The 24,059-nt window shown below is 71.0% G+C and carries 20 protein-coding genes and 1 pseudogene; 12 read left to right on the top strand and 9 right to left on the bottom strand.

The genetic code is table 11. From position 1 onward, the window contains the following. Positions 1 to 5 precede the first annotated feature (5 nt). The 3 genes from OHT77_RS10590 to OHT77_RS10580 all read right to left on the bottom strand — a co-directional run bounded on the left by OHT77_RS10590 (position 6) and on the right by OHT77_RS10580 (position 4,150). Positions 6 to 2,384, bottom strand: coding sequence for a sensor histidine kinase (locus tag OHT77_RS10590; protein WP_328827952.1), 2,379 nt, complete (start codon positions 2,382 to 2,384; stop codon positions 6 to 8). A 39-nt stretch (positions 2,385 to 2,423) separates the two neighbouring features. Next, positions 2,424 to 3,431, bottom strand: coding sequence for a substrate-binding domain-containing protein (locus OHT77_RS10585; RefSeq protein ID WP_328827951.1), 1,008 nt, complete (start codon positions 3,429 to 3,431; stop codon positions 2,424 to 2,426). 263 nt (positions 3,432 to 3,694) lie between these two features. Continuing rightward, positions 3,695 to 4,150: a tellurite resistance TerB family protein gene (locus tag OHT77_RS10580; RefSeq protein WP_328827950.1), complete on the bottom strand. Its 456-nt coding sequence runs from the start codon at positions 4,148 to 4,150 to the stop codon at positions 3,695 to 3,697. Between the two features lie 161 nt (positions 4,151 to 4,311). On the opposite strand from OHT77_RS10580, the gene OHT77_RS10575 reads away from it, so the two are divergent. Together OHT77_RS10575 and tatA are read left to right on the top strand one after the other, a co-directional pair. Continuing rightward, entirely contained in the window at positions 4,312 to 4,668 is a 357-nt protein-coding gene (locus OHT77_RS10575) for an ArsR/SmtB family transcription factor (protein WP_328834208.1), read from the top strand. A gap of 127 nt (positions 4,669 to 4,795) precedes the next feature. After that, positions 4,796 to 5,038 carry a Sec-independent protein translocase subunit TatA gene (gene tatA / locus OHT77_RS10570; protein ID WP_328827949.1) on the top strand — a complete coding sequence of 81 codons (243 nt, stop codon included), beginning with the start codon at positions 4,796 to 4,798 and terminating at the stop codon, positions 5,036 to 5,038. Between the two features lie 66 nt (positions 5,039 to 5,104). Here the strand turns inward: tatA and OHT77_RS10565 are convergent, their stop codons facing one another. Further along, on the bottom strand, positions 5,105 to 5,545 hold the full coding sequence (locus OHT77_RS10565) for a DUF6114 domain-containing protein (protein ID WP_328827947.1): 441 nt from the start codon (positions 5,543 to 5,545) through the stop codon (positions 5,105 to 5,107). Continuing rightward, positions 5,545 to 6,228 (bottom strand): DUF6230 family protein, encoded by a 684-nt coding sequence (locus tag OHT77_RS10560; protein ID WP_328827946.1) that lies wholly within the window; start codon positions 6,226 to 6,228, stop codon positions 5,545 to 5,547. Before OHT77_RS10560 ends, OHT77_RS10565 begins: the two co-directional genes overlap by 1 nt. A gap of 692 nt (positions 6,229 to 6,920) precedes the next feature. Here OHT77_RS10560 and OHT77_RS10555 point away from each other — a divergent pair. Then, the gene (locus tag OHT77_RS10555; protein WP_328827945.1) at positions 6,921 to 7,574 is read left to right on the top strand and encodes a Tat pathway signal sequence domain protein; all 654 of its coding nucleotides are present in this window, start codon (positions 6,921 to 6,923) and stop codon (positions 7,572 to 7,574) included. Positions 7,575 to 7,631: 57 nt separating this feature from the next. Here the strand turns inward: OHT77_RS10555 and OHT77_RS10550 are convergent, their stop codons facing one another. Further along, entirely contained in the window at positions 7,632 to 8,582 is a 951-nt protein-coding gene (locus tag OHT77_RS10550; protein ID WP_328827944.1) for a lytic polysaccharide monooxygenase auxiliary activity family 9 protein, read from the bottom strand. Positions 8,583 to 8,956: 374 nt separating this feature from the next. Between OHT77_RS10550 and OHT77_RS10545 the strand changes: the two are divergent. From OHT77_RS10545 to cyc2, 4 genes and pseudogenes are all read left to right on the top strand, one after another. Continuing rightward, positions 8,957 to 10,369, top strand: a pseudogene (locus tag OHT77_RS10545) (S8 family peptidase); the annotation flags it as partial. Positions 10,370 to 10,716: 347 nt separating this feature from the next. After that, positions 10,717 to 11,364, top strand: a complete 648-nt coding sequence (locus tag OHT77_RS10540) for a ScbR family autoregulator-binding transcription factor (RefSeq protein ID WP_328827941.1) — start codon at positions 10,717 to 10,719, stop codon at positions 11,362 to 11,364. Between the two features lie 22 nt (positions 11,365 to 11,386). Further along, on the top strand, positions 11,387 to 12,568 hold the full coding sequence (locus OHT77_RS10535; protein ID WP_328827940.1) for a damage-control phosphatase ARMT1 family protein: 1,182 nt from the start codon (positions 11,387 to 11,389) through the stop codon (positions 12,566 to 12,568). A gap of 187 nt (positions 12,569 to 12,755) precedes the next feature. Further along, on the top strand, positions 12,756 to 14,909 hold the full coding sequence (cyc2, locus tag OHT77_RS10530) for a germacradienol/geosmin synthase Cyc2 (RefSeq protein ID WP_328827938.1): 2,154 nt from the start codon (positions 12,756 to 12,758) through the stop codon (positions 14,907 to 14,909). A 49-nt stretch (positions 14,910 to 14,958) separates the two neighbouring features. Here the strand turns inward: cyc2 and OHT77_RS10525 are convergent, their stop codons facing one another. Together OHT77_RS10525 and OHT77_RS10520 are read right to left on the bottom strand one after the other, a co-directional pair. Then, entirely contained in the window at positions 14,959 to 16,488 is a 1,530-nt protein-coding gene (locus tag OHT77_RS10525; protein ID WP_328827937.1) for a hypothetical protein, read from the bottom strand. 91 nt (positions 16,489 to 16,579) lie between these two features. After that, positions 16,580 to 17,314 (bottom strand): CTP synthase C-terminal region-related (seleno)protein, encoded by a 735-nt coding sequence (locus tag OHT77_RS10520; protein WP_328827936.1) that lies wholly within the window; start codon positions 17,312 to 17,314, stop codon positions 16,580 to 16,582. Positions 17,315 to 17,430: 116 nt separating this feature from the next. Here OHT77_RS10520 and OHT77_RS10515 point away from each other — a divergent pair, with 116 nt between their 5' ends. The 4 genes from OHT77_RS10515 (at position 17,431) to OHT77_RS10500 (ending at position 21,342) form a co-directional block, all read left to right on the top strand. Continuing rightward, positions 17,431 to 18,297, top strand: a complete 867-nt coding sequence (locus OHT77_RS10515) for a LysR family transcriptional regulator (protein ID WP_328834207.1) — start codon at positions 17,431 to 17,433, stop codon at positions 18,295 to 18,297. A gap of 166 nt (positions 18,298 to 18,463) precedes the next feature. After that, complete coding sequence (locus tag OHT77_RS10510; RefSeq protein WP_328827935.1) at positions 18,464 to 19,048, top strand: PDZ domain-containing protein; 585 nt, start codon at positions 18,464 to 18,466, stop codon at positions 19,046 to 19,048. Between the two features lie 171 nt (positions 19,049 to 19,219). Then, a complete protein-coding gene (locus tag OHT77_RS10505; protein WP_328827934.1) occupies positions 19,220 to 20,347 on the top strand; it encodes an aminopeptidase P family protein in 1,128 nt (375 codons plus the stop codon). A 44-nt stretch (positions 20,348 to 20,391) separates the two neighbouring features. Next, a complete protein-coding gene (locus OHT77_RS10500) occupies positions 20,392 to 21,342 on the top strand; it encodes a phosphotransferase family protein (protein WP_328827933.1) in 951 nt (316 codons plus the stop codon). Positions 21,343 to 21,429: 87 nt separating this feature from the next. Here OHT77_RS10500 and treZ read toward each other — a convergent pair whose 3' ends face one another. Beyond that, positions 21,430 to 23,175: a malto-oligosyltrehalose trehalohydrolase gene (gene treZ, locus OHT77_RS10495; RefSeq protein WP_328827932.1), complete on the bottom strand. Its 1,746-nt coding sequence runs from the start codon at positions 23,173 to 23,175 to the stop codon at positions 21,430 to 21,432. 173 nt (positions 23,176 to 23,348) lie between these two features. Between treZ and OHT77_RS10490 the strand changes: the two genes are divergently transcribed. Further along, entirely contained in the window at positions 23,349 to 23,900 is a 552-nt protein-coding gene (locus OHT77_RS10490; protein WP_328827931.1) for a DUF1707 and FHA domain-containing protein, read from the top strand. Positions 23,901 to 24,059 lie beyond the last annotated feature (159 nt).

The following is a 24,059-nucleotide window of genomic DNA, read 5'->3' as shown; positions in this document are numbered from 1 at the left end:
GTCCTTCATGAGCGGTCGGCGGGCGGATTCGAGGAGGCTGCTGCTTCCTCCCGGTCGTACTGCGATGGCGCGTCGTCGTCGACGGCGTCTCGCGCCTGGAACGTGCCGCGCTGGAACCCGGCGAGTGAGGAGGCCGCGCGTTCCGCGGTGAAGTCTTCCAACTCCTCGTCCTCCTCGGCCGGTCCGGCCTCCTCCCGCAACTCACTGGCCAGACTGGTCTGCGGCACCCGCCGCGGCAATGGGGCGAGCCCACCCGGATCGACGGAGGCCGACGGCTCGGGCGACCGCGCCGGAGGGATGACGGGCCGCGCCGCGGGAGCAGCGCCCGGGTCTTCAACTGCCCGGCCCTTCGCGGCGGTTGTGGTCGCGGCTGCCTTCTCGGCCTCGACTGCCTTGTCCTCCGCGGCACTTGAGGCATCCGGCGCGAACTCCTCGACCGGCTCGGGTACGACGATGTCGTGCGGGATGAGCACGATCGCGGTCGTGCCGCCGTACGGCGAGGAGCGCAGGGTCACCGCGATGCCGTGCCGGGTGGCGAGCCGGGCGATCACGAACATGCCGAGCCGGAGGTCGTCGGCGAGGGCGACGACGTCGAACTGCGGGGGCACGGCCAGCTGCGCGTTGAGCGAGGCGTAGTCCTCCTCGGACATGCCGAGGCCGCGGTCCTCGACCTCGATGACGAGGCCCTTGGCGACCATCGCGGCCCGCACCCCGACCGGGCTCGGCGCGGGGGAGTACACCGTGGCGTTGTCGATCAGCTCCGCCAGCAGGTGGATCACGTCGGCGACCGCGGGCGGCGCGAGGCACACCTCCTCCTCGGTGTGCACCTCCACCCGCTGGTACTCGGCGACCTCACCGACGGCGCTGCGCAGGATGTCGATCAGGGCGACGGGCTCGGTCCAGCTGCGGCGGGGCTGCTCGCCGCTGATGACGACGAGGTTCTCCTCGTAGCGGCGCAACTGGCTTGCGGTGGAGTCCAGTTCGTACAGGCCGCGCAGCACCTCGGGGTCGTCGTGGCGGCGCTCCAGCTGGTCGAGCTTGGTGAGCTGGAGGTTGACGAGGTTCTGGCTCTGCCGGGCGATGCCGAGGATGACCTTCTGGAAACCCCTGCGGGTGTCGGCGAGTTCGACCGCGGTGTGCACGGCGGTGCGCTGCGCGGCGTTGAACGCCTGGGCCACCTGGCCGAGTTCGTCGTCGCCGTAGTCCAGGGGAGGGGTCGCGGACTCCACGTCGATCTTCTCGCCACGGTTCAACCGGGCCACCACATCGGGCAGTCGGTCCTCGGCGAGACCCAGCGTGGCCATCTTGAGGCCGCGCAGCCGGCGGGACAGCGAGCGGGTGATCCGCCAGGACATGCCCACGCACAGCAGCAGGGCGGCGAGTCCGCCCGCGCTCAGCGAGGCGGCGGTGACGAGCAGGTTGTGCGCCTTGTCGGAGCTGCGGTCGAGGAGGCCGGATGTCTGCTGGCTGATCAACGCCGTGTACTGGTCGGCGACTTCGGTCAGCGCCGCGTTCCACTGCTTCTGCGCGGCGGGCAGGGCGATCCGCCCGGCCGAGCCGTCGTTCGGGTCCGCCCTGCCCGCCGTGCCGGCCCGGAGCACCGCGTCCTCCGTGGACTCCAGGGTGCTCCACTCGACGCTCTGCAGTACGTGCTCGATCTTCGTCTTGGCCGCGCCCTGGAACCCGGTGGCGATCTGGTCCTGGACCAGCCAGCGCCGGGCGTGCACCAGCTCGGCGAACTGTTCCCACGATGCGTTGTCGAGGTGCCCGGAGTGCCAGGCAAGCGTCAGCTGGGCGTCCTCCTGGGAGACCAGCTCGGCGCCGTGCTCCAGGGCGACGAGCGGCTCGGCCTGCGAGGTGAGGTCGCCGTCGTCGACCTGGGACAGCTCCTGGAAGGCCTGGATCTGGTCGTCGATGATCGAGGTGTACTGGTCCAGCACCTGCTGGGGCGTGATGTCGGTGGGGTTGTCCACCTGGTCGCGGTAGTACTCCAGGCTGTCGACGGACGCGACGACCGAGTACATCCGGTCCCTGATCCGGGACGGTGCCTTCTTGATCGCCGCCGACTGGGCCACGAGTTTGGCCACGGCCTTGTCCGTCGCCGCGCGCTGGGTCTCCAACGCGGCCTGTGAGCCGTGCGGATACGCCATCCACGCCGCCGAGAGACTGCGTTCCTTCTGCAGGGCGAGCGCGGCCTCGGTGCCCATGGAGCCGGTCGAGCGGCTCAACTCCGTCTGGGAGCGCAGCCGTAGACCCTCCGTGAACATCTGGGTCGTGGTCACGCCCCACATCGCGGCCAGCGTGACGCTGGGGACCAGGGCCAGCAGGATCAGGGAAAGACGTATGGAACCGACGCGGCGCCGGGCACCTGTCCGTGGAGACATCGTGGTCGTCCTCGCTACATCCTCGTACGAAGTGTCCGGTCAGCGCGTTCCGTTGGCCGCGAACTTCGCGACCGCGCCGACGTTCGTCCTCGTCACGAACGCCGGGCCGGTGAGCACGGGAGCCACCCCGCCGCCACTGATGTTGCCGTTGGTCTTGTACAGCCACAGCGAGTCCACGGCCAAGTAGCCCTGGAGATAAGGCTGTTGGTCGACCGCGAACTGCACGTCCCCGCCCTGCACGGCCTTGACCAGGTCCTGGTTCAGGTCGAAGGTGGCGACCTTGGCCCTACTGCCCGCCGCTTTCACGGACTTGACCGCGGCGAGGGCGAAATCGGCGCCCATCATGACCACTTCGTCGATGCTGGGGTCCTGCTTCACCCGGTCCGTGACTCCGGCGGACACGGCGCCCATGTCGGTGCCGTCCACGTAGAGCATGTCGGTCTCGCCGGTGAACGACTTCTTCACGCCTGCGCAGCGCGCCTCCAGGGCCACATTGCCCCGCTCGTGGATCACACACAGCGCGTGCTTGGCCTTGAGGGCGTCCAGTTTCTCACCCACGGCGCGGCCCGCGACACTCTCGTCCTGCCCGATGAACTCCAGGACGCCCTCCGACCGCCAGGAGGCGATACCGGAGTTGAGGCCGACCACCGGGATGTCCGCGGCCCTGGCCTCCTTGATGGGGCCCTTCATCGCGTCCGGCTTGGCGAGCGTCAGCGCGATGCCGTCGACCCCGTCCTTGACCGAGTCCCGCACCAGCTCGGCCTGCCCGGTGGCGTCGGGGTCGCTCGAGTACGTCAGATCGACGCCGTCCTTGGCCGCGGCGGCCTCGGCGCCCTTCTTCACCAGCAGCCAGAAGGCGTCGCCCTTGCTCGCGTGGGTGACCAGCGCGAGCTTGAGGCGGCCGGTGTCCGCGGCGCCGGCCGTGTCCGTGCCGGAACCGCCGGTCCCGGAGCAGCCGGAGAGCAGTACGCAGGCGGCAACGGCGAAGGGCAGTGCCGTGCCGCGTATGAGACGGGAGGAGGGGTGAGGTGAGGGAGGAGTGGTCATGGGGGGTGCGGCACCTCGCTGTGCGGCCGAGCTCGGGGACGGGGAGAGTGCGCCCGGAGCCGTAAGAGGTGCGCCGACCGGGTTACTCCCGTTGGGCCGGAGCCAATCGCGTGTGACCGCTGGTAGTCAAGTGAGCAGCGACATGGAGTGAGTTGTTGCTGCCGCATCGTGATCATCTCGACGGCGTACGGGAGTTGTCGAGGCTGGAAAGGTTACATAAGAGCAGACGGAGAAGTGTCCCGGACGTGGATATTGACGGTCGGTCAGAGATCGAACTCGTGCGGCGGGAGGTCGAGCGTGAAGCACGCCTCGCGGACCACGGCCTGCTCGGTCTTGTCGAAGTCGCCGTCCGCGCCGCCGATCACGATGCCGATCTGGATGACCGCACGCGCCTCGGCGGGCTTCTTCTTCGCCTTGGCGACCTCCTGCAACACGCTCACCTTGCCGAACGCGAAGTCGGCCGTCAGCTTGTTCAGGTTCTCGTCGAAGCGGCGCTGGAGGTCCGTCGCGTCGAAGTTCTTCAGTACTTCGTTGCTCGCGATGAGCTGGGCCACGCGCTGGCGCTCCGACGGGTCGATGGTGCCGTCGGCGGCGGCGACGAGCGCGCACATCGCCATGCTCGCGTCGCGGAAGGCCCCGCTCTTCAGGTCGTTCTTCTTCGCGACGAGCTGGGTCTGCATCGTCGACGCGGACTCCTTGAAGCGGTCCCACAGGGCCATGCGAAATCCTTACGTAGGAGGTGTGCGGCACGCGCCGGTCGTCCGTCCGTACCGTCCTGTCTGCAAGCACCGTGGAAACTCCCCGCACCGGGGAGAAGTTCCGGCCGCCTACACTGGTGCGGTCCGTGCGAGGGACCGGCCAGGGGCGGGAGGCGACGACGGTGACGGCAGCCGGCAGCGGTTTCGACGACCCGTCCGCCGACGTGCTCGCGGACGCCGCCGCGGCCTTCGGGCTGCTGGCCTCGCCCGCGCGGCTGCACATCGTGTGGGCGCTGGCCCAGGGCGAGAGCGATGTCACCGGGCTCGCGGCGCGGGTCGGCGGCGCGCTGCCCGCGGTCAGCCAGCACCTCACCAAGCTGCGGCTCGCCGGACTGGTCCGGGCCCGCCGTGAGGGCCGCCGCCAGGTGTACTTCGTCGACGACCCGGACGTGGTCGACGTCGTCCGGCTCGCGGTCACCCGCCTCGGCGCCCGCGCCGACCGGTCCGACCTGCCCACGCCCCGCCTCCGCGGACTCTGACACCGCTCCCCACCGGCACACCCCTCCCAGGCTCTACGACGTCCTGGCCCTGAGGGGTCTCCGCGCGACCTCCGGGTTGTACAGTTGCGCAACATAGCAACTGTTGTCGGTGAAGAGAGGCGAGGTCATGCTCCGCAACGGACTCGAACCATGGCACCTGCTGGTCGTGGTGACCCTGGCCATCCTGCTGTTCGGCTCGAAGAAGCTCCCGGAGGCGGCCCGCGGACTGGGCAAGTCCATGCGCATCCTCAAGAGCGAGGCGAAGGCCATGAAGGAGGAGAGCAACACGGTGGAGCCGACCACGGTGCACACCACCGTGACCGAGTCCCCGGCGGCCACCGCCACGGAACCACCGGCAACCGCCCACTGACCCCCCTGAGCACGGCACAGGGCGGAACGCGTCGAGCCCCGGCGGTCGCCGGGGCCGAAGTGTTTCTCAGGACTGTTGCTGGAGGGGTGCCGTCGTCGTCTTCGCCTCGCGCTTACGGCGGCGGCGCTCCGACCGCGGCTCCTGGTCCGGCAGCCAGCCGAACGTCATACAGCTGCCGACGATGCCCAGCAGCAGCCCGACGAAGAAGCCGCCGAGGTTCGAGGTGAGCCAGCTGCCGAGGCTGCACAGGATCCCGATGAGCGAGTAGAAGAGGCGCTGGCCCGGACTGAAGAGGATCAGCAGTCCGCACAGCAGCATCACCACGGGCAGCAGATAGCCGGTCATGCCCTGCATGCCGATGTGCATCGCCACCTTGATCGACACCTTCTCCGTGACCAGGATCTCCGCCCCGCCCAGGGCGAGCAGCAGCCCGCCCCAGAACGGACGGCGGGCCCGCCACCGTCGGAAGGCGGGCCGCATCCCCTGCCGTGACAGGTTCCCGGACATCAGCAACCCGAGTCGCTGAAGCTGAGCTTGAGGCCCGGCAGCTTGAACACACCTGCCGTGGTGGCGTAGTTGGTCTGCCGCAGGTTGTTGATGTGCACGGTGTCGGACTGCTGGCTGAAGACGCCCTTCTTGCCCTGCACCCCGGCCTTGGTGAGCGTGCTGGCGTCGTTGCCGATCTCGATGTTGCCGAAGGACGCGTCGCCCGACAGTTCCGTCGAGTCCGTGGTCAGATCGGTCGCCGTGACCTTCGTCGAACCGCTGCCCGCCTTGATCAGCAGGTTGATGCCGCCCAGGTCGACGCTCTGGCAGAGGCTGTCCAGCGTGGCGTTCTTGATGGCGGAGGTCATGATCAGCACCTGGCCGCCGGTGTCACCCTCGTTCGGGCTGTTCGGGATCATGTTGTCCAGATCGCCGAACTGCTCGAAGCCGGTGCCGTCGAGGGACTTGGCCGTGACCGTGAACGGCATGCCGGAGATGGAGAACTGCACCCCCAGGGCGCCCTGGGCGGTGAGCACCGCGAGGGCCGCGGCGGCCAGCGTGGCCGGCACCGCCATGATCGCGGCACGGCGCAGTCGGACCTGACCGCGTCTCTCGGGCCCCTCGACGGTCTCCGGCGCGGAACCGCTTTCCGGCTGCTCAGGGGTGTTTCCGTTGGACGGGGTGGCGTCCGAGGGTGAAGCCATGTCTGCTCCCAATGTGCTGCTCTGGTTCAACGCGGGTCGGATTCCAAATGGCGCGTTGTCCTGGCGCGGACAGCGGGTGCGGCGCAGCCCTCCTCACAACTCCCGGCGGGTGCAAGGGCTTTCAGGTTACGCAGCAGTAGCCGACGAGGAAGTTACCGGGGGTTACATTCAAGGGTCAAGAGAGTTGTGAAAAAAGAGTGTTGATGATGCGCCACCTGTGAGGCAAGGCTTTCCGGCCCCTCGGTGCGCCTCGTCTTGTCTGTCAACTTGCCCTGGATCTCTTGACGTTGACGGACACTCAGGTCTACAACTCTCCCTTGTTTGCCGGATCCGTGGCGCCGGATCCGCCGCGCGGCACGAGCCGCGTTCCCGGACTTCCCTTTCCGCAGGGGCAGTTGACGCCCCCTCAGAGTCCGCACCCCGCGGCCCGGCACGGCCGCTTCCCCCCTGGTCCGTGCCGTCCGCCCCACTGCCCGGCCCGGCCGGAGACCCCCAACCCCCGCGGGCCTCCGGCCGGTCACCGGCCGACCGCCGCTGCCGGTCCGTCGCGTACGGAGAAGGCGTCACGGGCCGGCGGCGGCGACGCGCACACACCGGGCGGCGGCGAACTCGCGCCCCCCGACCCCCCGTTCCCCCACCCCCCTCAGAACCCCCGGTTCGACCGTCCACTTCGGAAGAAGAGGTACACCCGCATGCGTACTCGCACCGTCCTCACCCTCGTCGGCTCCGTCGCCGCGCTCACCATCCCCTTCACCGTCCCGGCCTCGGCGGCCGACATCCCGGTGCTCACCACCGGCAGCCTCGGCGGTACGCCCGTCGCCGTCGGCGATGTGCTCACCGCGCCGCTGGCCACCGGCACCTCGGCCACCCTGTACTCCAGCGCGACCGGCACCAGCGGCATCAAGTGCACCGCGTCGCAGTTCACCGCGACCGTCACCGACAACCCGACCGCGCCGGGCACCGCCACCGAGTCCGTCTCCGGGCAGACCTTCGACAGCAGCACCTGCACGAGCAACGTCCTCGGCGTCACCGGTGTCACCAGCATCACCGTCGACAACCTGCCGTACAGCACGGCGGCCGTCTCGGACGGCACCCTGACCGTCACCCCGGCCAGCGGCTCCACCATCCAGACCACGGTCAAGCTGAAGACCCTGCTGGGCAGCATCACCTGCGTCTACCAGGCGCCCAGCCTGAGCGGCACGGCGAGCAACACCGACTCCAGCATCAACTTCACCAGCCAGGCCTTCACCAAGACCTCGGGCTCGTCCCTCTGCTTCAGCGCCGGCTACTTCACCGCGAAGTACGCCCCGGTGACCGACGGCGGCGCGGCGGTCTTCACCAACTGATCAGCAGCGGCCGAGCAGTTCCGGCCACGTAGCAAGTAGGGCCTGTACGCGCCGAGTTCAGCGTCGGCGCAGTCGCAGGGCCAGGGCGGCGCCCCCGGTGAGCACCAGTACCGCGGTGGCGCCGCCCGCCATCATGGGCGCCGAAGGACCGCCGGACGCGTCGGTGTCGGACGCCACCGGACTGCTGCCCGGCGCCGTGCTCTCCTCGGCGGGGGACGCCTTCTGTGCCGTGGCGGATGCCGGGGCCTTCGCCGAACTGCGCGCCGCGGTAGGGGACTTGACCGCTGACGACGACGGGCTCGCCGACCTGCCCTTCGAGGCGGCCTTCCCCGCGGACGAGGCCGACGAGGGTGTGGAGGCGGTCGTGCCGCCGGGGAACACCACGTCCGAGCACGAGTAGTAGGTGTCTTCCGTGCTGCTGTTCTGCCAGATGGTGTAGATGAGCTGGCGCCCGGTACGGCCCGTCGGCAGCGTCGCCTTGATGCGGTACGCGCCGCCGGTCAGCGGCGGGTCCTTCACCTCGGCGAAGGGTGTGGTCGGCAGCTCGGACCAGGTCAGCGGCTTCGCCGGGTCGTAGCCGGCCTTCGTCAGATACAGCTTGAACGTGCCGGTGTGCGCGATCGTCGACGCGTACGTCATCGTCAGCTTCGCCCCCGGGGTCAGCCGCGTGGACGGCCAGTCGGTGCGGGCGAGGTTGAGACCCTTGTAGTCGGGGAGCCCACCGCTGCACAGCTTCCCGTCGGGGATCAGCTGGCGGTCGCGGCCGTTGATGTCGGGGACACGGAGGTTGTCCCAGTAGGTGAAGGGCGCCCCGTTCGCGGCGATCGCCGCCTTGCACGCGGCCGAGCCGGCCTGGCTGCCGCCCTGGGGCGAGCAGGCGTAGACGCGGCTGACCGGATAGGTCGGCGCGCCGTGCGCCTGCGCCGGACCCGCCGCCCAGACGGTGAGCAGGAGCGGGGCCAGGGCGGCGCCCGCCATGGCGGTGCGGTGTGCGGTCATCCGGGACATCCGGAACGTCTCCTCGGCCGGGGGCGGCAACGGTCTGTTCGTGCAATACGGGAACCAGGCCCGGCGCGTTCAGTCCGCCCCCTCGCCGTGAACCAGGACGTTTCCGGTCAACTGCCCGACAGTCAGGGGTGGTTTCCGGCCTGATCGAGGGTTTCCCCCGTATCCCTATGACCTTCTCTTTGCCTATCGTTTGACCACAGCTGACCCATGGGCAACCCCTGTTGTGGCAGCCGCCCGCGCCCGGCGCTCCTCGGCTCGACCCCCACCGCTTCGACGGCGAAGCGCATCGACCGACGCTCCGCGCCGCGCGGAACACGGCCACGAAAGGCAAGCCCTTGCGCACCCCCACGGCATTCGCCACCGGACGGACCCTGATGTCCGTCGCCGCGGTCTCCGCGGCCCTCCTCGTCACGGCCGCGACCTCGGCCGCCGTCGCCCAGGTACCCCCCACCCAGGCCGCCGCACCGACCCTGTCAGGACAGACCGAGGCCGCCCCCGGCACCCTCGCCGAACGCCTCATCGTCGGCTACAAGTCCGATTCCGCAGAAGCGAGTTCGAACCGCGCCGCCGAGACCGACGCCACCGCCAAGGGCGAGGTGACCGGCGAGCGCGTCGACTTCGAGCGCCGTCTCGGCACCGGCGCCGCCCTCGTCGGCCTCGGCGACGCCCGCTCCACCACCGAAGTCGCCGACGTCATCGCCGAGTTCAGATCCGACCCGCAGGTCTCCTACGTCGTACCGGACCGGCTGAACACCGCGCAGGCCGACCCGAACGACACCGGGTACGGCAAGCAGTGGGACCTCTTCGAGACGACAGCCGGGATGAACGTGCCCGCCGCGTGGCCGACCTCGACCGGCAGCGGCGTCACCGTCGCCGTCATCGACACCGGCTACGTCACCCACTCCGACCTCGCCGCGAACATCGTCGCCGGCTACGACTTCATCTCCGACACCGCCGTCTCCGTCGACGGCAACGGCCGCGACAGCAACCCGGCCGACCCCGGCGACCACTACGCCGCGAACGAGTGCGGCGCGGGCGTCGCGGCCAGCCCCTCCTCCTGGCACGGCACCCATGTCGCGGGCACCATCGCAGCCGCCACCGACAACGGCAAGGGCATCGCGGGCATCGCCTACGGCGCGAAGATCTCCCCGCTGCGCGTCCTCGGCAAGTGCGGCGGCTACGACTCCGACATCATCGACGCCATCACCTGGGCGTCCGGCGGCAGCGTCGCCGGCGTCCCCGCCAACGCCAACGTCGCCAAGGTCATCAACATGAGCCTGGGCGGCGACGGCCCCTGCACCTCGGCCACCCAGAGCGCCATCACCGCCGCCGTGAACCGGGGCACCACGGTCGTCGTGGCCGCCGGGAACGACAACGACAACGTCGCGAACCACTCCCCGGGGAACTGCGACAACGTCATCTCCGTCGCCGCCACCAACCGCGCCGGCGCGAAGGCGTCCTACTCCAACTACGGCTCCGGCGTGGACATCTCGGCCCCCGGCGGCCAGACGAGCACCGGCACCGCCAACGGCATCTACTCCACGCTGAACTCCGGCACCAGGACGCCGTCCACCGAGTCGTACGCCTACTACCAGGGCACCAGCATGGCCGCCCCGCACATCGCGGGCCTGGCCGCGCTGATGAAGTCGGCCGACGCTGCGCTGACCCCGGCCCGGATCGAATCGGCGATCAAGGCGAACGCCCGCGCTCTGCCCGGCAGTTGCTCCGGCGGCTGCGGAGCCGGGCTCGCGGACGCGGCCAGGACGGTACAGGCCGTGCGCAGCGGTTCGTAGCGGTTCGTAGGGCACCTCCGTACAACAGCCCTGATGGCACAAGGGATGCAGAGAAACAGACCGACTGACCCGTAGGGCGGGGCGCGCTTCCGGAGGCGCCCCGCCGGGCCGGTCGGCCCTCTGTTTGGCCGGGAACCGGCGCTGACACGTGCCAGGGCCACTGAAAGTGGTCAAGAGTCGGGACAGGGGTGACACAGAGATGCAAGTGATGGGAACGTGAGGGGTGTTGGTGGTCTTCGAGTGCAAGGCCGACACCGCCACAGGGTGAGCTACTGTGTACAGGGGGTAAGAAAAAAACGGCATGGGCCGTTGTTTTTCCTTCATCGGGAGTGTTTCAGTCGATGGTGAGGCAGCTACGGGCCGAACAGACCCGCACAACGATCATCACGGCCGCCGCCGAGCTGTTCGACCGGCAGGGCTATGAATCCACCAGCCTGAGCGACATCGTCGACCAAGCCCAGGTCACCAAGGGTGCCCTGTACTTCCACTTCGCGGCCAAGGAAGACCTGGCCCACACCATCCTGGAGATGCAGGCCAAGGCGTCGCGCCAGATGACCAAGGAGATGGACAGCAGGGGATACTCCTCACTCGAGGCGTTGATACGTGTCACGTTCGGCATGACACGCATGGCGGTCGAGGGCCCCATCCCGCGCGCCGGACTCCGGCTCGCCGCCGGGGAGATCGAGGTACGGCCCCCGATGCCGCACCCCTTCACCGAGTGGCTGGACATCGCCTCCCGCAAGCTCGCGGGCGCCGTCGCGGAAGCCGACGCACACCCCGACACCGACGTGGACGCCATGGCCCGCACCCTCGTCGGCCTCTTCGTGGGCGTCCGTGTGCTGGGCCGCACCCTCGAACCGGTCGCGTTACAGCCGCGCAGAACGGCCCAGATGTGGCACCTCGTCATCCGCGGCCTGGTCCCCGTCCCGCGCCGCGCCCGCTATCTCAGCCTCGCCGCGCGCCTGGAGCGGGAGATCGAAGCGGACTGACCAGCCCGGTACGGTGAGCCGCATGCCCGACACCCCCACCGCGCCCGTGATCCTCGGCGACGAGCCCGGCTCGTTCCCCCGCAGCGTGCTGGCCGAACGGCACCCCGCGATCATCCAGCAGGTACGCGACGCCTTCCCCTACGGCCCCGAGCAGCACCGCGCCCTCGACGCCCTCCTGAAGAACTGCACCGAGGGCACGATCGAACCCCTCCCCGGCGACGCCCCCGACCATGACCGCTGGGCGGCCTGGGGCACCGACCTCTACGCCGGACAGTCCTGGTACGACGTGCCCTGGCTCTGGTCCGAGAGCTACTTCTACCGTCAGCTCCTCGGGGCCGTCGGCTACTTCGGCCCCGGCGCCTGGCAGGGCATCGACCCGTTCCGCCCCTTCAAGCGCGCCGAACTCGACGCACCCGAGACGGACGAAGAACTCGCCGCACTCGACGCGCTGGCGGACACGTCACCCGAGGAGCGCGCCAACTCCCTGCTGCACGGCTCCCTTTGGGGCAACCGCGCGGACCTCGGCTTCCGCCTCTCGGCGGCCGGAGCGGAGTCGGCCGCGCGGGCCCCGGTGCCGGCCCTGGTCGCCGACGACAGCGAGCGGCTGTGGTCGCTCCTCTCCGGCACCGGCACCCTCTGCCTCGTCGCCGACAACGCGGGCCGCGAACTCATCCCCGATCTGCTTCTGTTGGCCCATCTCCTCGACCAACAGCGGGTCGAGCGAGCGGTGTTGCACATCAAGCCCCACCCGTACTACGTCTCCGACGCCACGACCGCCGACGTCGTCGAGGCCCTGCACCGGCTGGCCGGCGCGCCGGGCGCCGCGGCGACGTACGGCCGCGGCCTCTGGTCGGCCATGGCGGACGGCCGCCTCACCGTGCGCGCCCACCCCTTCTCCTGCGCCCCGCTGCCGTACGCCGACATGCCCGCCGACCTCCGCGCCGAGTTCGCCGCGGCCACCCTGACGATCGTGAAGGGCGACCTCAACTACCGCCGGCTGGTGGGCGATCGGCGCTGGCCGCCCGCGACGCCGTTCGCGGACGTCACCGCCTACTTCCCGGGCCCGGTGGCCGCCCTGCGCACCCTCAAGTCCGACGTGATCACCGGGCTCGACGCCCATACGGAGACCGCGCTGGTCGAGGCGGAAGGGCAGCGGTGGCGTACGGGGGGTACGCACGCGCTGATCCAGGTGCGGGGCGCGTAGGCGACTCGGCCGCGTCGGTGGCTGTACGGACGGGGAGGCGCGCCCGGCGCCGGTGCGGTGTCAGGCCAGCCGTACCTGCCACACCATCCGGAGAAGGTTCGGGAGTGGTTCATCGGTGATTCACGCGATGGTGTGATCATGTCCCCTGCCCGGGATGGGTGTTGAGGGCCGCGGGTAGGGCCCGGCCATGACCCAGCCGTTCGAACTCCCGCACTTCTACATGCCGTATCCCGCGCGCCTCAACCCGCATCTGGACGAGGCCCGCGCCCACTCCTCCGAGTGGGCGCGCGAGATGGGCATGCTGGAAGGCTCCGGGATCTGGGAGCAGGCCGACCTCGACGCGCACGACTACGGCCTGCTCTGCGCCTACACCCACCCCGACTGCGACGGGCCCGCCCTGTCGCTGATCACCGACTGGTACGTGTGGGTGTTCTTCTTCGACGACCACTTCCTGGAGACCTTCAAGCGCAGCCAGGACCGCGCCGGCGGCAAGGCCTACCTGGACCGGCTGCCGCTGTTCATGCCGCTCGACCTGTCGACCCCCGTGCCCGAGCCGGAGAACCCGGTCGAGGCGGGGCTCGCCGACCTGTGGGCGCGCACGGTGCCCTCGATGTCCGTCGACTGGCGCCGCCGCTTCGCCGTCTCCACCGAGCACCTGCTCAACGAGTCCCTGTGGGAGCTGTCCAACATCAACGAGGGGCGGGTCGCCAACCCCGTCGAGTACATCGAGATGCGCCGCAAGGTCGGCGGGGCGCCCTGGTCGGCCGGGCTCGTGGAGTACGCGACCTCCGAGGTGCCGGCGTCCGTCGCCGAGGAGCGGCCGCTGCGGGTGCTGATGGAGACCTTCTCCGACGGCGTCCACCTGCGCAACGACCTCTTCTCCTACCAGCGGGAGGTCGAGGACGAGGGCGAGCTGAGCAACGGCGTGCTCGTCCTGGAGTCCTTCTTCGGCTGCACCACCCAGGAGGCCGCCGACACCGTCAACGACGTGCTGACCTCGCGGCTCCACCAGTTCGAGCACACCGCGTTCACCGAGGTGCCCGCCGTGGCCCTGGAGAAAGGTCTCACCCCGGACGAGGTCAGGGCCGTGGCCGCGTACGCCCAGGGCCTCCAGGACTGGCAGTCGGGCGGCCACGAATGGCACCTGCGCTCCAGCCGCTACATGAACGAAGGCGCCCTGGACAACTCGCCGTTGAACGGCCCGACCGGCATCGGCACCTCCGCCGCCGACGTCGGCGCCCTGCTCGCCTCGGCCGGCGCCGAACGGCTGCGCGCCTACACCCACGTGCCCTTCCAGAAGGTCGGCCCGTCCCAACTCCCCGACTTCTACATGCCGTTCACGGTCGAACTCAGCCCGCACCTCGACGGCGCCCGGCACCGCCTCGTCGATTGGGCGCACGCCATGGGCATCCTGGAGGAGGGCGTCTGGGACGAGGAGAAACTCGCCGCCGCCGACCTCCCGCTCTGCTCCGCGGGCATCGACCCGGACGCCACCGAGGCGGCCCTCGACCTCAGCTCCCGCTGGCTCGCCTGGGGGACCTACGGCGACGACTACTACCCCCTCGTCTACGGCATCCGCGGCGACCTCGCCGCCGCCCGCGTCACCACGGCCCGCCTCTCGGACTGCATGCCCATCGAGGGACCAGCGGTCATCGTGCCGGTCAACGGCATGGAACGCGGCCTCATCGACCTGTGGGCCCTCACCACCGCCGAGATGCCCCTGGACGACCGGCGCACCCTGAAGACCGCGATCAACACGATGACCGAGAGCTGGGTCTGGGAGCTGTCCAACCAGATCCAGCACCGCATCCCCGACCCGATCGACTACCTAGAGATGCGCCGCGCCACCTTCGGCTCCGACCTCACCCTCAGCATGTGCCGCATGGGGCACGGCCCGAAGGTGCCGCCCGAGGTCTACCGCACCGGTCCCGTCCGCGCGCTGGAGAACGCGGCCATCGACTACGCCTGCCTCCTCAACGACGTCTTCTCCTACCAGAAGGAGATCGAGTACGAGGGCGAGGTCCACAACGCCATCCTTGTCGTCCAGAACTTCTTCGGCATCGACTACCCGACCGCACTCGGCGTCGTCCACGACCTGATGACCCAGCGCATGCGCCAGTTCGAACACGTCGCCGCGAACGAACTGCCCATCGTCTACGACGACTTCGACCTCTCGGACGAGGCCCGCGAGATCATGAAGGGCTATGTGACCGACCTCCAGCACTGGATGGCGGGCATCCTGAACTGGCACCGCGAGGTCGACCGCTACAAGGCCGAGTATCTGGCGAGCCGCTCGCACGGTTTCGTGCCGGATCGGGTGCCGGCGCTGCGGTTCGGCTGAGGGCTGAGGGCGGATCGGTCGGGTTCCGGGGGGCTTGAGACGGGGCTGTTCAGCCGAGATCCCGGGAATCCTCGACCCTCTCGGCGACCTCAACGGCGAGCTCTCGTACGGCCGTTGCGGCGGCCCCCGAGAGCTCGCCGCGTATCTCCTCGGCGGCGGTCAGGGTCGCGCGGGCCTCTTCAGGAAGGTCCGCGTCGGCCAGGGCGCGGGTGAGGGCGTAGTGCTCCTGGGCGATGAAGCAACCGAGGTTCACGCCCCGCCAGTGCCGGAGGGAGTCGTCGGCGGGGTCGGCGAGGATGTCCCGCAGTGCAGCCAACGTCCGTCCCGCCTGCGGGAGTTGGTCGGTCTCGCGCTCTAGGCGGGCCTGGGTCAGCCGGGCGGAGACGCGGTCCCATGCCGTGTCCTGGAGGGCGGCGTACAGACGCTGGGCGCGCAACGCCTGGACGCGGTCGCCCAGTTGCTCGAACTCGCGGGCCAGTGTCCGTAGGGGAGACGGGTCGAGTACCTTCGGGGCGCCCGGCCGCCGCAGCCTGCTCTGATCCAGCTCGATCTCGTCCAGCCGGCGGATCAGGGCCGTCCTGGCCAGCTCGACGAGCCCCTGGTCGGCCGCCAACTCGGTCCAGGTGGACGGGGGTTCGTCGGAAGGGTCCGTACCGAAGAGCGACTCGTCGAGGCCGCGGGCCCATTCCCGCAGTGCCGCGCCGTCCGCGTCCGGCCCCGGCATCTCGCTCAGCCCGCACATGGTGTCGAAGTCCGTGTCGCGCACCTCGTCGAGCAAGGTCAGATCTTCCGCATGCCCGTGCAGCCCCACCAGCACGGCGGCCAGCCGGAGTTCGTCCGTCATCGACGACTCCGCCTCGTGGCGGATCAGGTGCCGCAGCAGCTCCAGATCGCCGTCCGCGCGGTCGAACTGGGCGGCCCGCAGGGCGAGTCGACGCCGTACGGGATCCGAGGCGGTCGCGTCCCACGCCGTACGGTCGCCCGCGCGCAGCGCCGCGAGATCCGCCCGCCCCTGAACGAGCACCGGCTCCCACAAGGGGCGGCGGGGATGGCGGTCGAGAAGGCTGTAGGCGCAGCCCTCCTCGGCGTTGAGGAGCAGGAAGTCGGGCTCGGTGCGCAGCAGGGCGGTGTGCAGCATGCCGATCAGCTCGACGGGAGAGCGCTCGGGCAGGCCCAGGGCGGCGCGGAGTTCGGGCCTCGCCTCGTCGATGCCGTAGTCCTCGCGGACCTCCTCCGCCTCCGCGACCCGGGCCGTGATCCGCTCCGGGCCGTCGGCCGGGGACAGGTCGACATGGTCGCGCCAGCCCGGCAGACCGATCACTATCTCCAGGGCCTCGTCGACACTGGAGCCGATGATCCCGGCCGAGCCCTCGGAGTCGGCGTACAGCACGGAACCGTCCGCGCACACGAAGTACGTACCGCCCGTCCCGTCGCCCGCGACCGGACGCAGTGGACCGCCCGAGGCCAGCCGGACCGGCTCGACGTGGTCGGCCCGGTCCAGGTCGAAGTCGAAGGGGAACACGGCCAGTTCGGCCAAGAGCGCGTCCTGCCGGAGCAGCCGCAGAGCGTGATCGGTCATGTCACAGAACGTAACAGCCGCCACTGACAACGGGGTCGGGCGGCCGGATGCGTGGTGGTCGGTCACCACTGGCCGGCAGGACTTCGGGCGGTCAGACCGTCGCTCCGTGCTCCCGTCCCGCGTGCTCCACCGCCGCCTGGGCCAGTGCTCGGACCACCGGGTGCGGGCGGGAGCCGTCGCCGGAGAGTTCGGGCTGGAAGAGGGTGGCCAAGTAGAAGGGGTGGTCGGGGAGTTCGGCGATCCGGACGTGGCCGTCCTCGTCGTGGCCGGAGAAGCGCAGGCCGTGCGCGCGCAGGGTGTCGAGGTGGCGGGTCGGGCCGTAGGAGCAGAAGTAGCGCTCGACCGTGCGTTCCGAGCCGATCGAGGACTCGGCGAGCGAGCCCGGTTCGATGGTGACGGCGGACTCGTGGCCGACGAGGGAGCAGGCGAGCGGCTCGATGAGAAGGTCGTCGGCGTCGGGGTCGTTCTCGGCGTGCGCGACCCGGGTCAGCCCGCACACGTCACGGGCGTACTCCAGCAGCGCATGCTGGAAACCGCCGCAGGTGCCCAGGAACGGAATGCCCTCCACGCGCGCGGTACGGATCGCGGACAGCACGCCCGCCTCGCTGCGGTAGGGGCTGCCCGGCAGCACCCACACCGCGTCGAACCCGCGCACCGCGTCCGCCGCTTCGGCGTCCTCGGACGGGATCCAGTAGGCGTCGAGGACGAGCCGGTCGTGCTCGGCGAGGGCGTCGAGGATGAGCGGGAGGCGGGTGTGCGAGACGACGTTGGGGGAGCGGTCGCCGACCAGGGCGATACGGGCGGTCCGAGCTGCGGAGTTCGTCATGTCCCTCATCCTGGGCGGGGCCGTGGTTCACGTCCAACGATGATTTCTGCACTCTCGATAAGCAGAGCTGATGCAGCCCGCCTGGAGAGCGGGTGTCGTACGGCATCCTGTCCCGCATGGACCCGCACCTCCTGCGCACGTACGTCACCGTGGCCAGGCTCGCCTCCTTCTCGGAGGCCGCGCGCGAGCTGGGCTACACCCAGTCCGCGGTGTCCCAGCACATCGCCGCCCTGGAACAGGATCTCGGCGCCCCGCTGCTCACCCGCCGCCCGGTCACGCCCACGGCGGCGGGCGAACGGCTCCTCGAACACGCGGGCCCGCTGCTGCTGCGCCTGGACGCCGCCCGCGCGGACGTCGTCCGGATGGCCGCCGCCCCCGAACGCGGGCTCACCCTCGCCACCGCGCCCACCGCACTCGTGCCCCGCGTCCTGAACGCCCTCCCGCGCGCGGGCGTGACGCTCCGTGTCCTCACCCGGGACGAGGTACCGGTCGCGGTCGCCACCGGCACCGCGGATCTCGGCCTGGTCGACGGTATCGCGGCCCCCAGCGACCCGCTACGGCTGCCCGACGTGGCCCCGCTGACCACCCACGGCGTCGCCGAGGAACCCGTCTGCGTCCTGCTCCCCGACACGCATCCCCTGGCCGGCCGCAACGCCCTGCGTCTCGGCGACCTCGCCGCCGCCCGCTGGCTCGACGCCCCGGACGCGGGCGTGCCCCTCGCCCGGCTCCGCGCGGCGAACGGCGGCGGCGCCTTCCGCCCGGCCCTCCGCTACGACGGCACCGACATCCGCGTCCTCACGTCCCTCGCCGCCGCGGGCCACGGCCTGACCCTGCTGCCCCTTTCGGCGGCCACGGGGGTACCGGGTGCGGTCGCCGTCCCGCTGACGGAACCGCGCGTCGTGCACCGTACGGAACTGGTGTACGGGGGTGCGCCACAGGGGGCGGCGGCACGGTTGGTGGGGCGGCTGGTGGAGCGGGGGTGAGGCCGGTGACGTGGACGACGCGGAGGTGAGAGGCCACGCGCGCGTGCGATGCCGTAGGCCCGTGGTCCCGCCTGCCGCCTCCCTCTCCTGACCGCCGGTCAGTCTCACTCGTTCGTGGCACGTCGGGCGCCGGTGCGCCGGGTAGAGCATCTGCCGGAGGCGATCCATGGAACAGACCGCGTTGCGTCCCAAGCCGATGCCCGGGCAGGAACCCGGCGACGGCACCAGGCCGGGCGGCCCCCGGCACCCGCACGCCGCGCGGCGCCGCGGCCGACGGCTCATCACCCTGCTGTTCAGCGTGTTCGTCGGGACCGTCCTGGTTCTGTCCGGGGTCGGCCTGGGCACGGTCGGCGCCACGGTGATCGGCATGAGCAAACTCGCCGAGATGCAACGCCAGGCGGCCCGTCAACCGGCGCCCACGGCACCGTCGTCCGGCAAGCCCGCATCCTCCGTGAGTCCTACGCCGACGCCGTCGTCCAGGGCCGCCGCCGCGACCCTCGGCGTGGAGGTCGTGGACGCGGAGAAGGCCGGCGCCCTGATCGTCGGCGTCCACATGCCCGGCCCCGGGTACACCGCCGGTCTGATCCGCGGCGACGTACTGCTCACGTTCGACGGCGACCGTGTCGACTCCGCCGCCGACCTCGCCCGCGCCGTCGCCCGGGCCCACCCCGGGGACGAGGTCACCGTCACCGTCCGCCACCACAGCGGCGGCTTCCAGCAGTTCACCGTGGTCCCCGGGTACGTCCTCTGACGAACCGTGTCACCACGAAGCACCCGATCAGGGAAGCACCCGATGGCCCTGGAGAGCCGGCTCCGGGACCGCGTCCGGGGCGGAAAGAGCGGGCGATCGGCTCGCGTGGCCCCCCGGGTGCGGGCAGGATGCTGACCGTAGCTCCCTTTCGTCCGCCCTCGGAGGCCCTGAATGACCGGTAGCCCGCCCGCGCCCTTCACCGCCGACGACTACAGGGCGCGCATGGACCGCGCCGCCCGGGCCGCCGCCGACGCCGGTCTCGCGGGGCTGCTGGTGGCTCCGGGACCGGACCTCGTATGGCTCACCGGCTACGCGCCCACGGCGATCACCGAACGGCTCACCGTCCTCGTCCTGGCGCCCGGACGCTCCCCGGTCCTCGTCGTGCCCACGCTGGAGGCCCCCGACGCCGCGAAGGCGGCCGGAGCCGACGCCCTCACCCTGCGCGACTGGACCGACGGCAAGGACCCCTACGCCGCCACCGCAGCGCTCCTCGACGCCACCGGCCGCTTCGGGATCAGCGACAACGCCTGGTCCATGCACCTGCTGGGCCTGCAGAAGACGCTGCCCGACACCACCTACGCCTCCCTCACCGACGCGCTTCCGATGCTGCGCGCCGTCAAGGACAAGGCCGAACTGGACCTCATGGCGGCGGCCGGAGCCGCGGCCGACGCGGCGTACGAGGAGATCCGGAAGGTTCCCTTCGCCGGCCGTCGTGAGTCCGACGTCGGGGCCGATCTCGCCGATCTGCTACGGCAGTTCGGGCACTCCCAGGTCGACTTCACGATCGTCGCCTCGGGCCCCAACGGAGCCAACCCGCACCACGAAGTGGGCGAACGTGTCATCCAGCAGGGGGACATGATCGTCCTCGACTTCGGCGGCCTCAAGGATGGCTACGGCTCCGACACCTCGCGCACGGTCCACGTCGGCGAACCCACCGACGAGGAACAGCGTGTCCACGACCTCGTCCGCGAGGCGCAGGAGGCCGGTGTCCGCGCGGTGCGCCCCGGAGTCGCCTGCCAGGAGGTCGACCGCGCCGCCCGCGCGGTCATCGACTCCGCCGGGTACGGCCCCTACTTCATCCACCGCACCGGCCACGGCATCGGCGTCACCACGCACGAGCCGCCGTACATGATCGAGGGCGAGGAACAGCCCCTCGTGCCCGGGATGTGCTTCTCCGTGGAGCCCGGCATCTATCTGCCCGGCCGCTTCGGGGTACGTATCGAGGACATCGTCACGGTGACCGAGGACGGCGGTCGCCGGCTCAACAACACGGCCCGTGAGATGGCTCTGGTGGACTGACGACGACCAGGAGCCCCGACCCCCCGAACGGCGACGGCGCGACCATGACCCAGGCACCGACACCCACCGCGGACACCGTCCGGCAACTGGTCCGCTCCCTGCTCAAGGACAGCGCGGCCGACGGTGCCGGACCCGAGATCCGGCCCGTCACCGAGGGCGGCGAGCACGCCACCTGGTGGGTCGGCTCCCGCCATGTGTTGCGTCTCGCCCCCAACCGCGACGCCGCCCTGCGCCAACGCCGCGAACTGCGCCTGCGCGATCTCGTACGGCCGTGCCTCCCGCTCGCTGTCCCGACGAGCGTGGCGTCCGGCGAGTGGGCGCCCGGGCTCACCTACACGCTGGACACCAAGGTGCCCGGGCGTTCCGGCGAGGACCAGGACGTCTCCGCCGTCGGCGAGGCCGACCTCGCCGGGCTGCTCACCGGGCTGCGCGAGGTGCCCGCCCGGCAGGCCGAGACACTCGGCGTCCCGCGCGCCGCGCCGCGCTCCCTGGAGGCGCTGCGCCGCTCCGCCGAGCGGGCCGCCGAACGGCTCGCCGCCGCCGACGAGTTCGACGCCGCCCGCCTCCACCAGCTGACCCAGCCCGGCGCGATCCAGCTCGCCGCACAGCCCGGCACCGCCGTCCTCGTCCACCACGACCTCAAGGGCGAACACCTCGTGGTCAGCTCCGACGGCCGCGTGCGCGGAGTCCTGGACTGGACCGACGCGGCCGTCGGCGACCCCGCCGAGGACATCGCCGGCCTCGCCCTGGCGGTCGGTTCCCCCGCCGCCGTACGTGCCGCGACCCTCGCCGGCTACGGCGCCCGCCCCTGCCTGCGCGGCCTCTGGCTCGCCCGCTGCGACACCGTCATCCGCCTCGCCGACCACCTCAAGGGCCGCGACACCGGCCCGCTCCCCCTCCTCAGGATCCAACTACGGCGCACCTGGGAGGCGATCCTGCTGGAACGGGTGACGGAGCTGCGGGACGCGGGCGGGGGCGGGGACGCGGAACTGTAGGACGTAAACGCTTGCGCAAGCGTTTACGCAAGCGATTGCGCGAGCGCTCGCGTCAGCCGTCCGCAAACGTTTACGCGAGCGTTTACGTCACCCCTGCGCCAGCACCACGCACGACTCCCCGGGCACCCGCAGCAACCCGTCCGCCCTCGGTACCTCCACCGGTTCCCACGCGGCCAGGATCTCCGCCGGGCGGGTGCCGAGGGGGATCGCGGCGGGTTCCTTGCCGAGGTTGACGGCGACGCGGACGTCACCGCGGCGCAGGGCGAGCCAGCGGGCGTCCTCGTCGTAGGCGACCTTCGTGTCGGTGAGGTCGGGGTCGGTGAGGTCGGGCTCCTGGTGGCGGAGGGCGATGAGACGCCGGTACCAGGCCAGCACGCGCGCGTGGTGCTCGCCCTGCGGCTCCGTCCAGTCGAGGCAGGAGCGGTCGCGGGTCGCCGGGTCCTGCGGGTCGGGCACGTCCTCCTCGGCCCAGCCGTGGGACGTGAACTCCCGCCGCCTGCCCCGCCGTACGGCCTCCGCGAGGTCCGGGTCGGTGTGGTCGGTGAAGAACTGCCAGGGCGTGCCCGCGGCCCACTCCTCGCCCATGAACAGCATCGGGGTGAAGGGCCCGGTCAGGGTCAGCGCGGCGGCGCAGGCCAGCAGGCCGGGGGAGAGGGAGGCCGAAAGGCGGTCCCCCTGGGCGCGGTTGCCGATCTGGTCGTGGGTCTGGCTGTAGCCGAGGAGGCGGTGGGCGGCCACGCGCGTGCGGTCCAGGCGGCGGCCGTGATGACGGTCCCGGAAGCTCGAATAGGTGCCGTCGTGGAAGTAGCCGCCGGTCAGCGTCTTGGCGACGGCGGAGAGCGGGGCCCGCGCGAAGTCCGCGTAGTAGCCCTGCGATTCACCGGTCACCGCGGTGTGCAGGGCGTGGTGGAAGTCGTCGTTCCACTGCGCGTGCAGCCCGAGGCCGCCCTCCGCGCGCGGGGTCACCAGACGCGGGTCGTTCAGGTCGGACTCGGCGACCAGGAACAGCGGCCTGCCCGACTCGGCGGCCAACGCGTCGACGGCGGACGACAGTTCCTCCAGGAAGTGGCACGCGCGCGTGTCCTTCAGCGCGTGCACCGCGTCCAGCCGCAGCCCGTCGATCCGGTACTCGCGCAGCCACGCCAGCGCGCTGCCCAGCAGGAACGCGCGGACCTCGTCGGAGCCGGGCGCGTCCAGATTGACGGCGCTGCCCCAGGGCGTGTGGTGCGTGTCCGTGAAGTAGGGGCCGAACGCGGGGAGGTAATTCCCGGACGGGCCGAGGTGGTTGTGCACCACGTCGAGCACGACGCCCAGGCCCAGTTCGTGAGCGCGGTCGACGAAGCGCTTGAGTGCCTCGGGGCCGCCGTAGGGCTCGTGCACGGCCCACAGGGAGACGCCCTCGTAGCCCCAGCCGTTGCGGCCGGGGAAGGGGCACAGGGGCATCAACTCGACGTGTGTGATGCCCAGCTCGACGAGGTGGCCGAGCCGGTCGGCCGCCGCGTCCAGGGTGCCCTCGGGGGTGTACGTGCCGACGTGCAGCTCGTAGAGGACCGCTCCGGGGAGCGGACGCCCGGACCAGGACGCCCGCCAGGTGTACCGCTCGTGGTCGACGACCGCGCTCAACCCGTCGGGGCCGTCCGGCTGCCGGCGCGAGCGCGGGTCGGGCAGCGGTGGCCCGTCGTCCACCGCGAACCCGTACCGCGAGCCGTCGCCCGCCTCCGCCTCCCCGCGCCACCATCCCGCGCGTTCGGGATCGCGCTCCAACGCGCGCGTGGCGCCGTCGCAATGGAGCGTCACTCGTTCTGCCTCTGGTGCCCACACCTCGAACTGCACGGACGGTTCCCCTTCGTCTGCTCACCGGGATGTAGCCCGTCCATCGTGCTTCAAACGAGATCAATCCGCTTTTGAATCCACCCCTTTGGCGCAGGTGTCGTCAGGTTCGCGCGCGTGCGGGCCGTTTCCGCGTCTTCTGGACACCCGGGGTTCACTGCCCGACAATCACGAACGTGACGTCGTCCTTCGAGTTCCACACGTACCCCGCGCGGCTGTCCGACGCGGAGCGCGACAAGGCGCTCAAGGTCCTCCATGACGGCGTCGCCATGGGCAGGCTGTCGCACGACACGTTCATCCGCCGCATGGAGCTGGCGCTCGCCGCCCGCCGGTCCGAGGACCTCGTGCTGCTCACCGCCGACCTGCCCACCGAAAGCCGCCTCTCCAGGCTGCTGTTCGGCACCGTGGAGGCCGTCTCCGGCTTCACCGTGCGGCTGCGCAGGGCCTGGCAGGCCGAGCGGCTGCCGAAGCTGCTGCTGCCCCACCCGGGCAGCGGGCATCCGCTGCGCATCGGCCGCGACCCCGCCAACGGACTGCGCCTGACCCACGAGACGGTGTCCCGGGTGCACGCCGAACTCAGCCGCCAGGGCGGCATGTGGGTGCTGCGCGACCTCGGCTCGACCAACGGCACGACGGTCAACGGCCGCCGGGTCATCGGGGCGGCCGTCGTCCGCGAGGGCGACCAGATCGGCTTCGGGCAGATGGCGTTCCGGCTCGCCGGCAGCTGAGCGCGGACACCGTCCGGCGACGGCCGACCGTATCTCCACCTCACCTCTGGCCTGGGCATTACCCGATGTGGCGATCTTGGGGTGCGTGAAATCCCTTTGTGTACCGCGGTGTTGACGTACCCCGTACGTCGTGACTGACTGTGCGTACACCATGCACAC

Origin of the sequence: Streptomyces sp. NBC_00252, assembly GCF_036187565.1 — a bacterium.
Lineage (GTDB): Bacteria > Actinomycetota > Actinomycetes > Streptomycetales > Streptomycetaceae > Streptomyces.
This window is presented reverse-complemented; position numbering and strand designations above follow the sequence as displayed.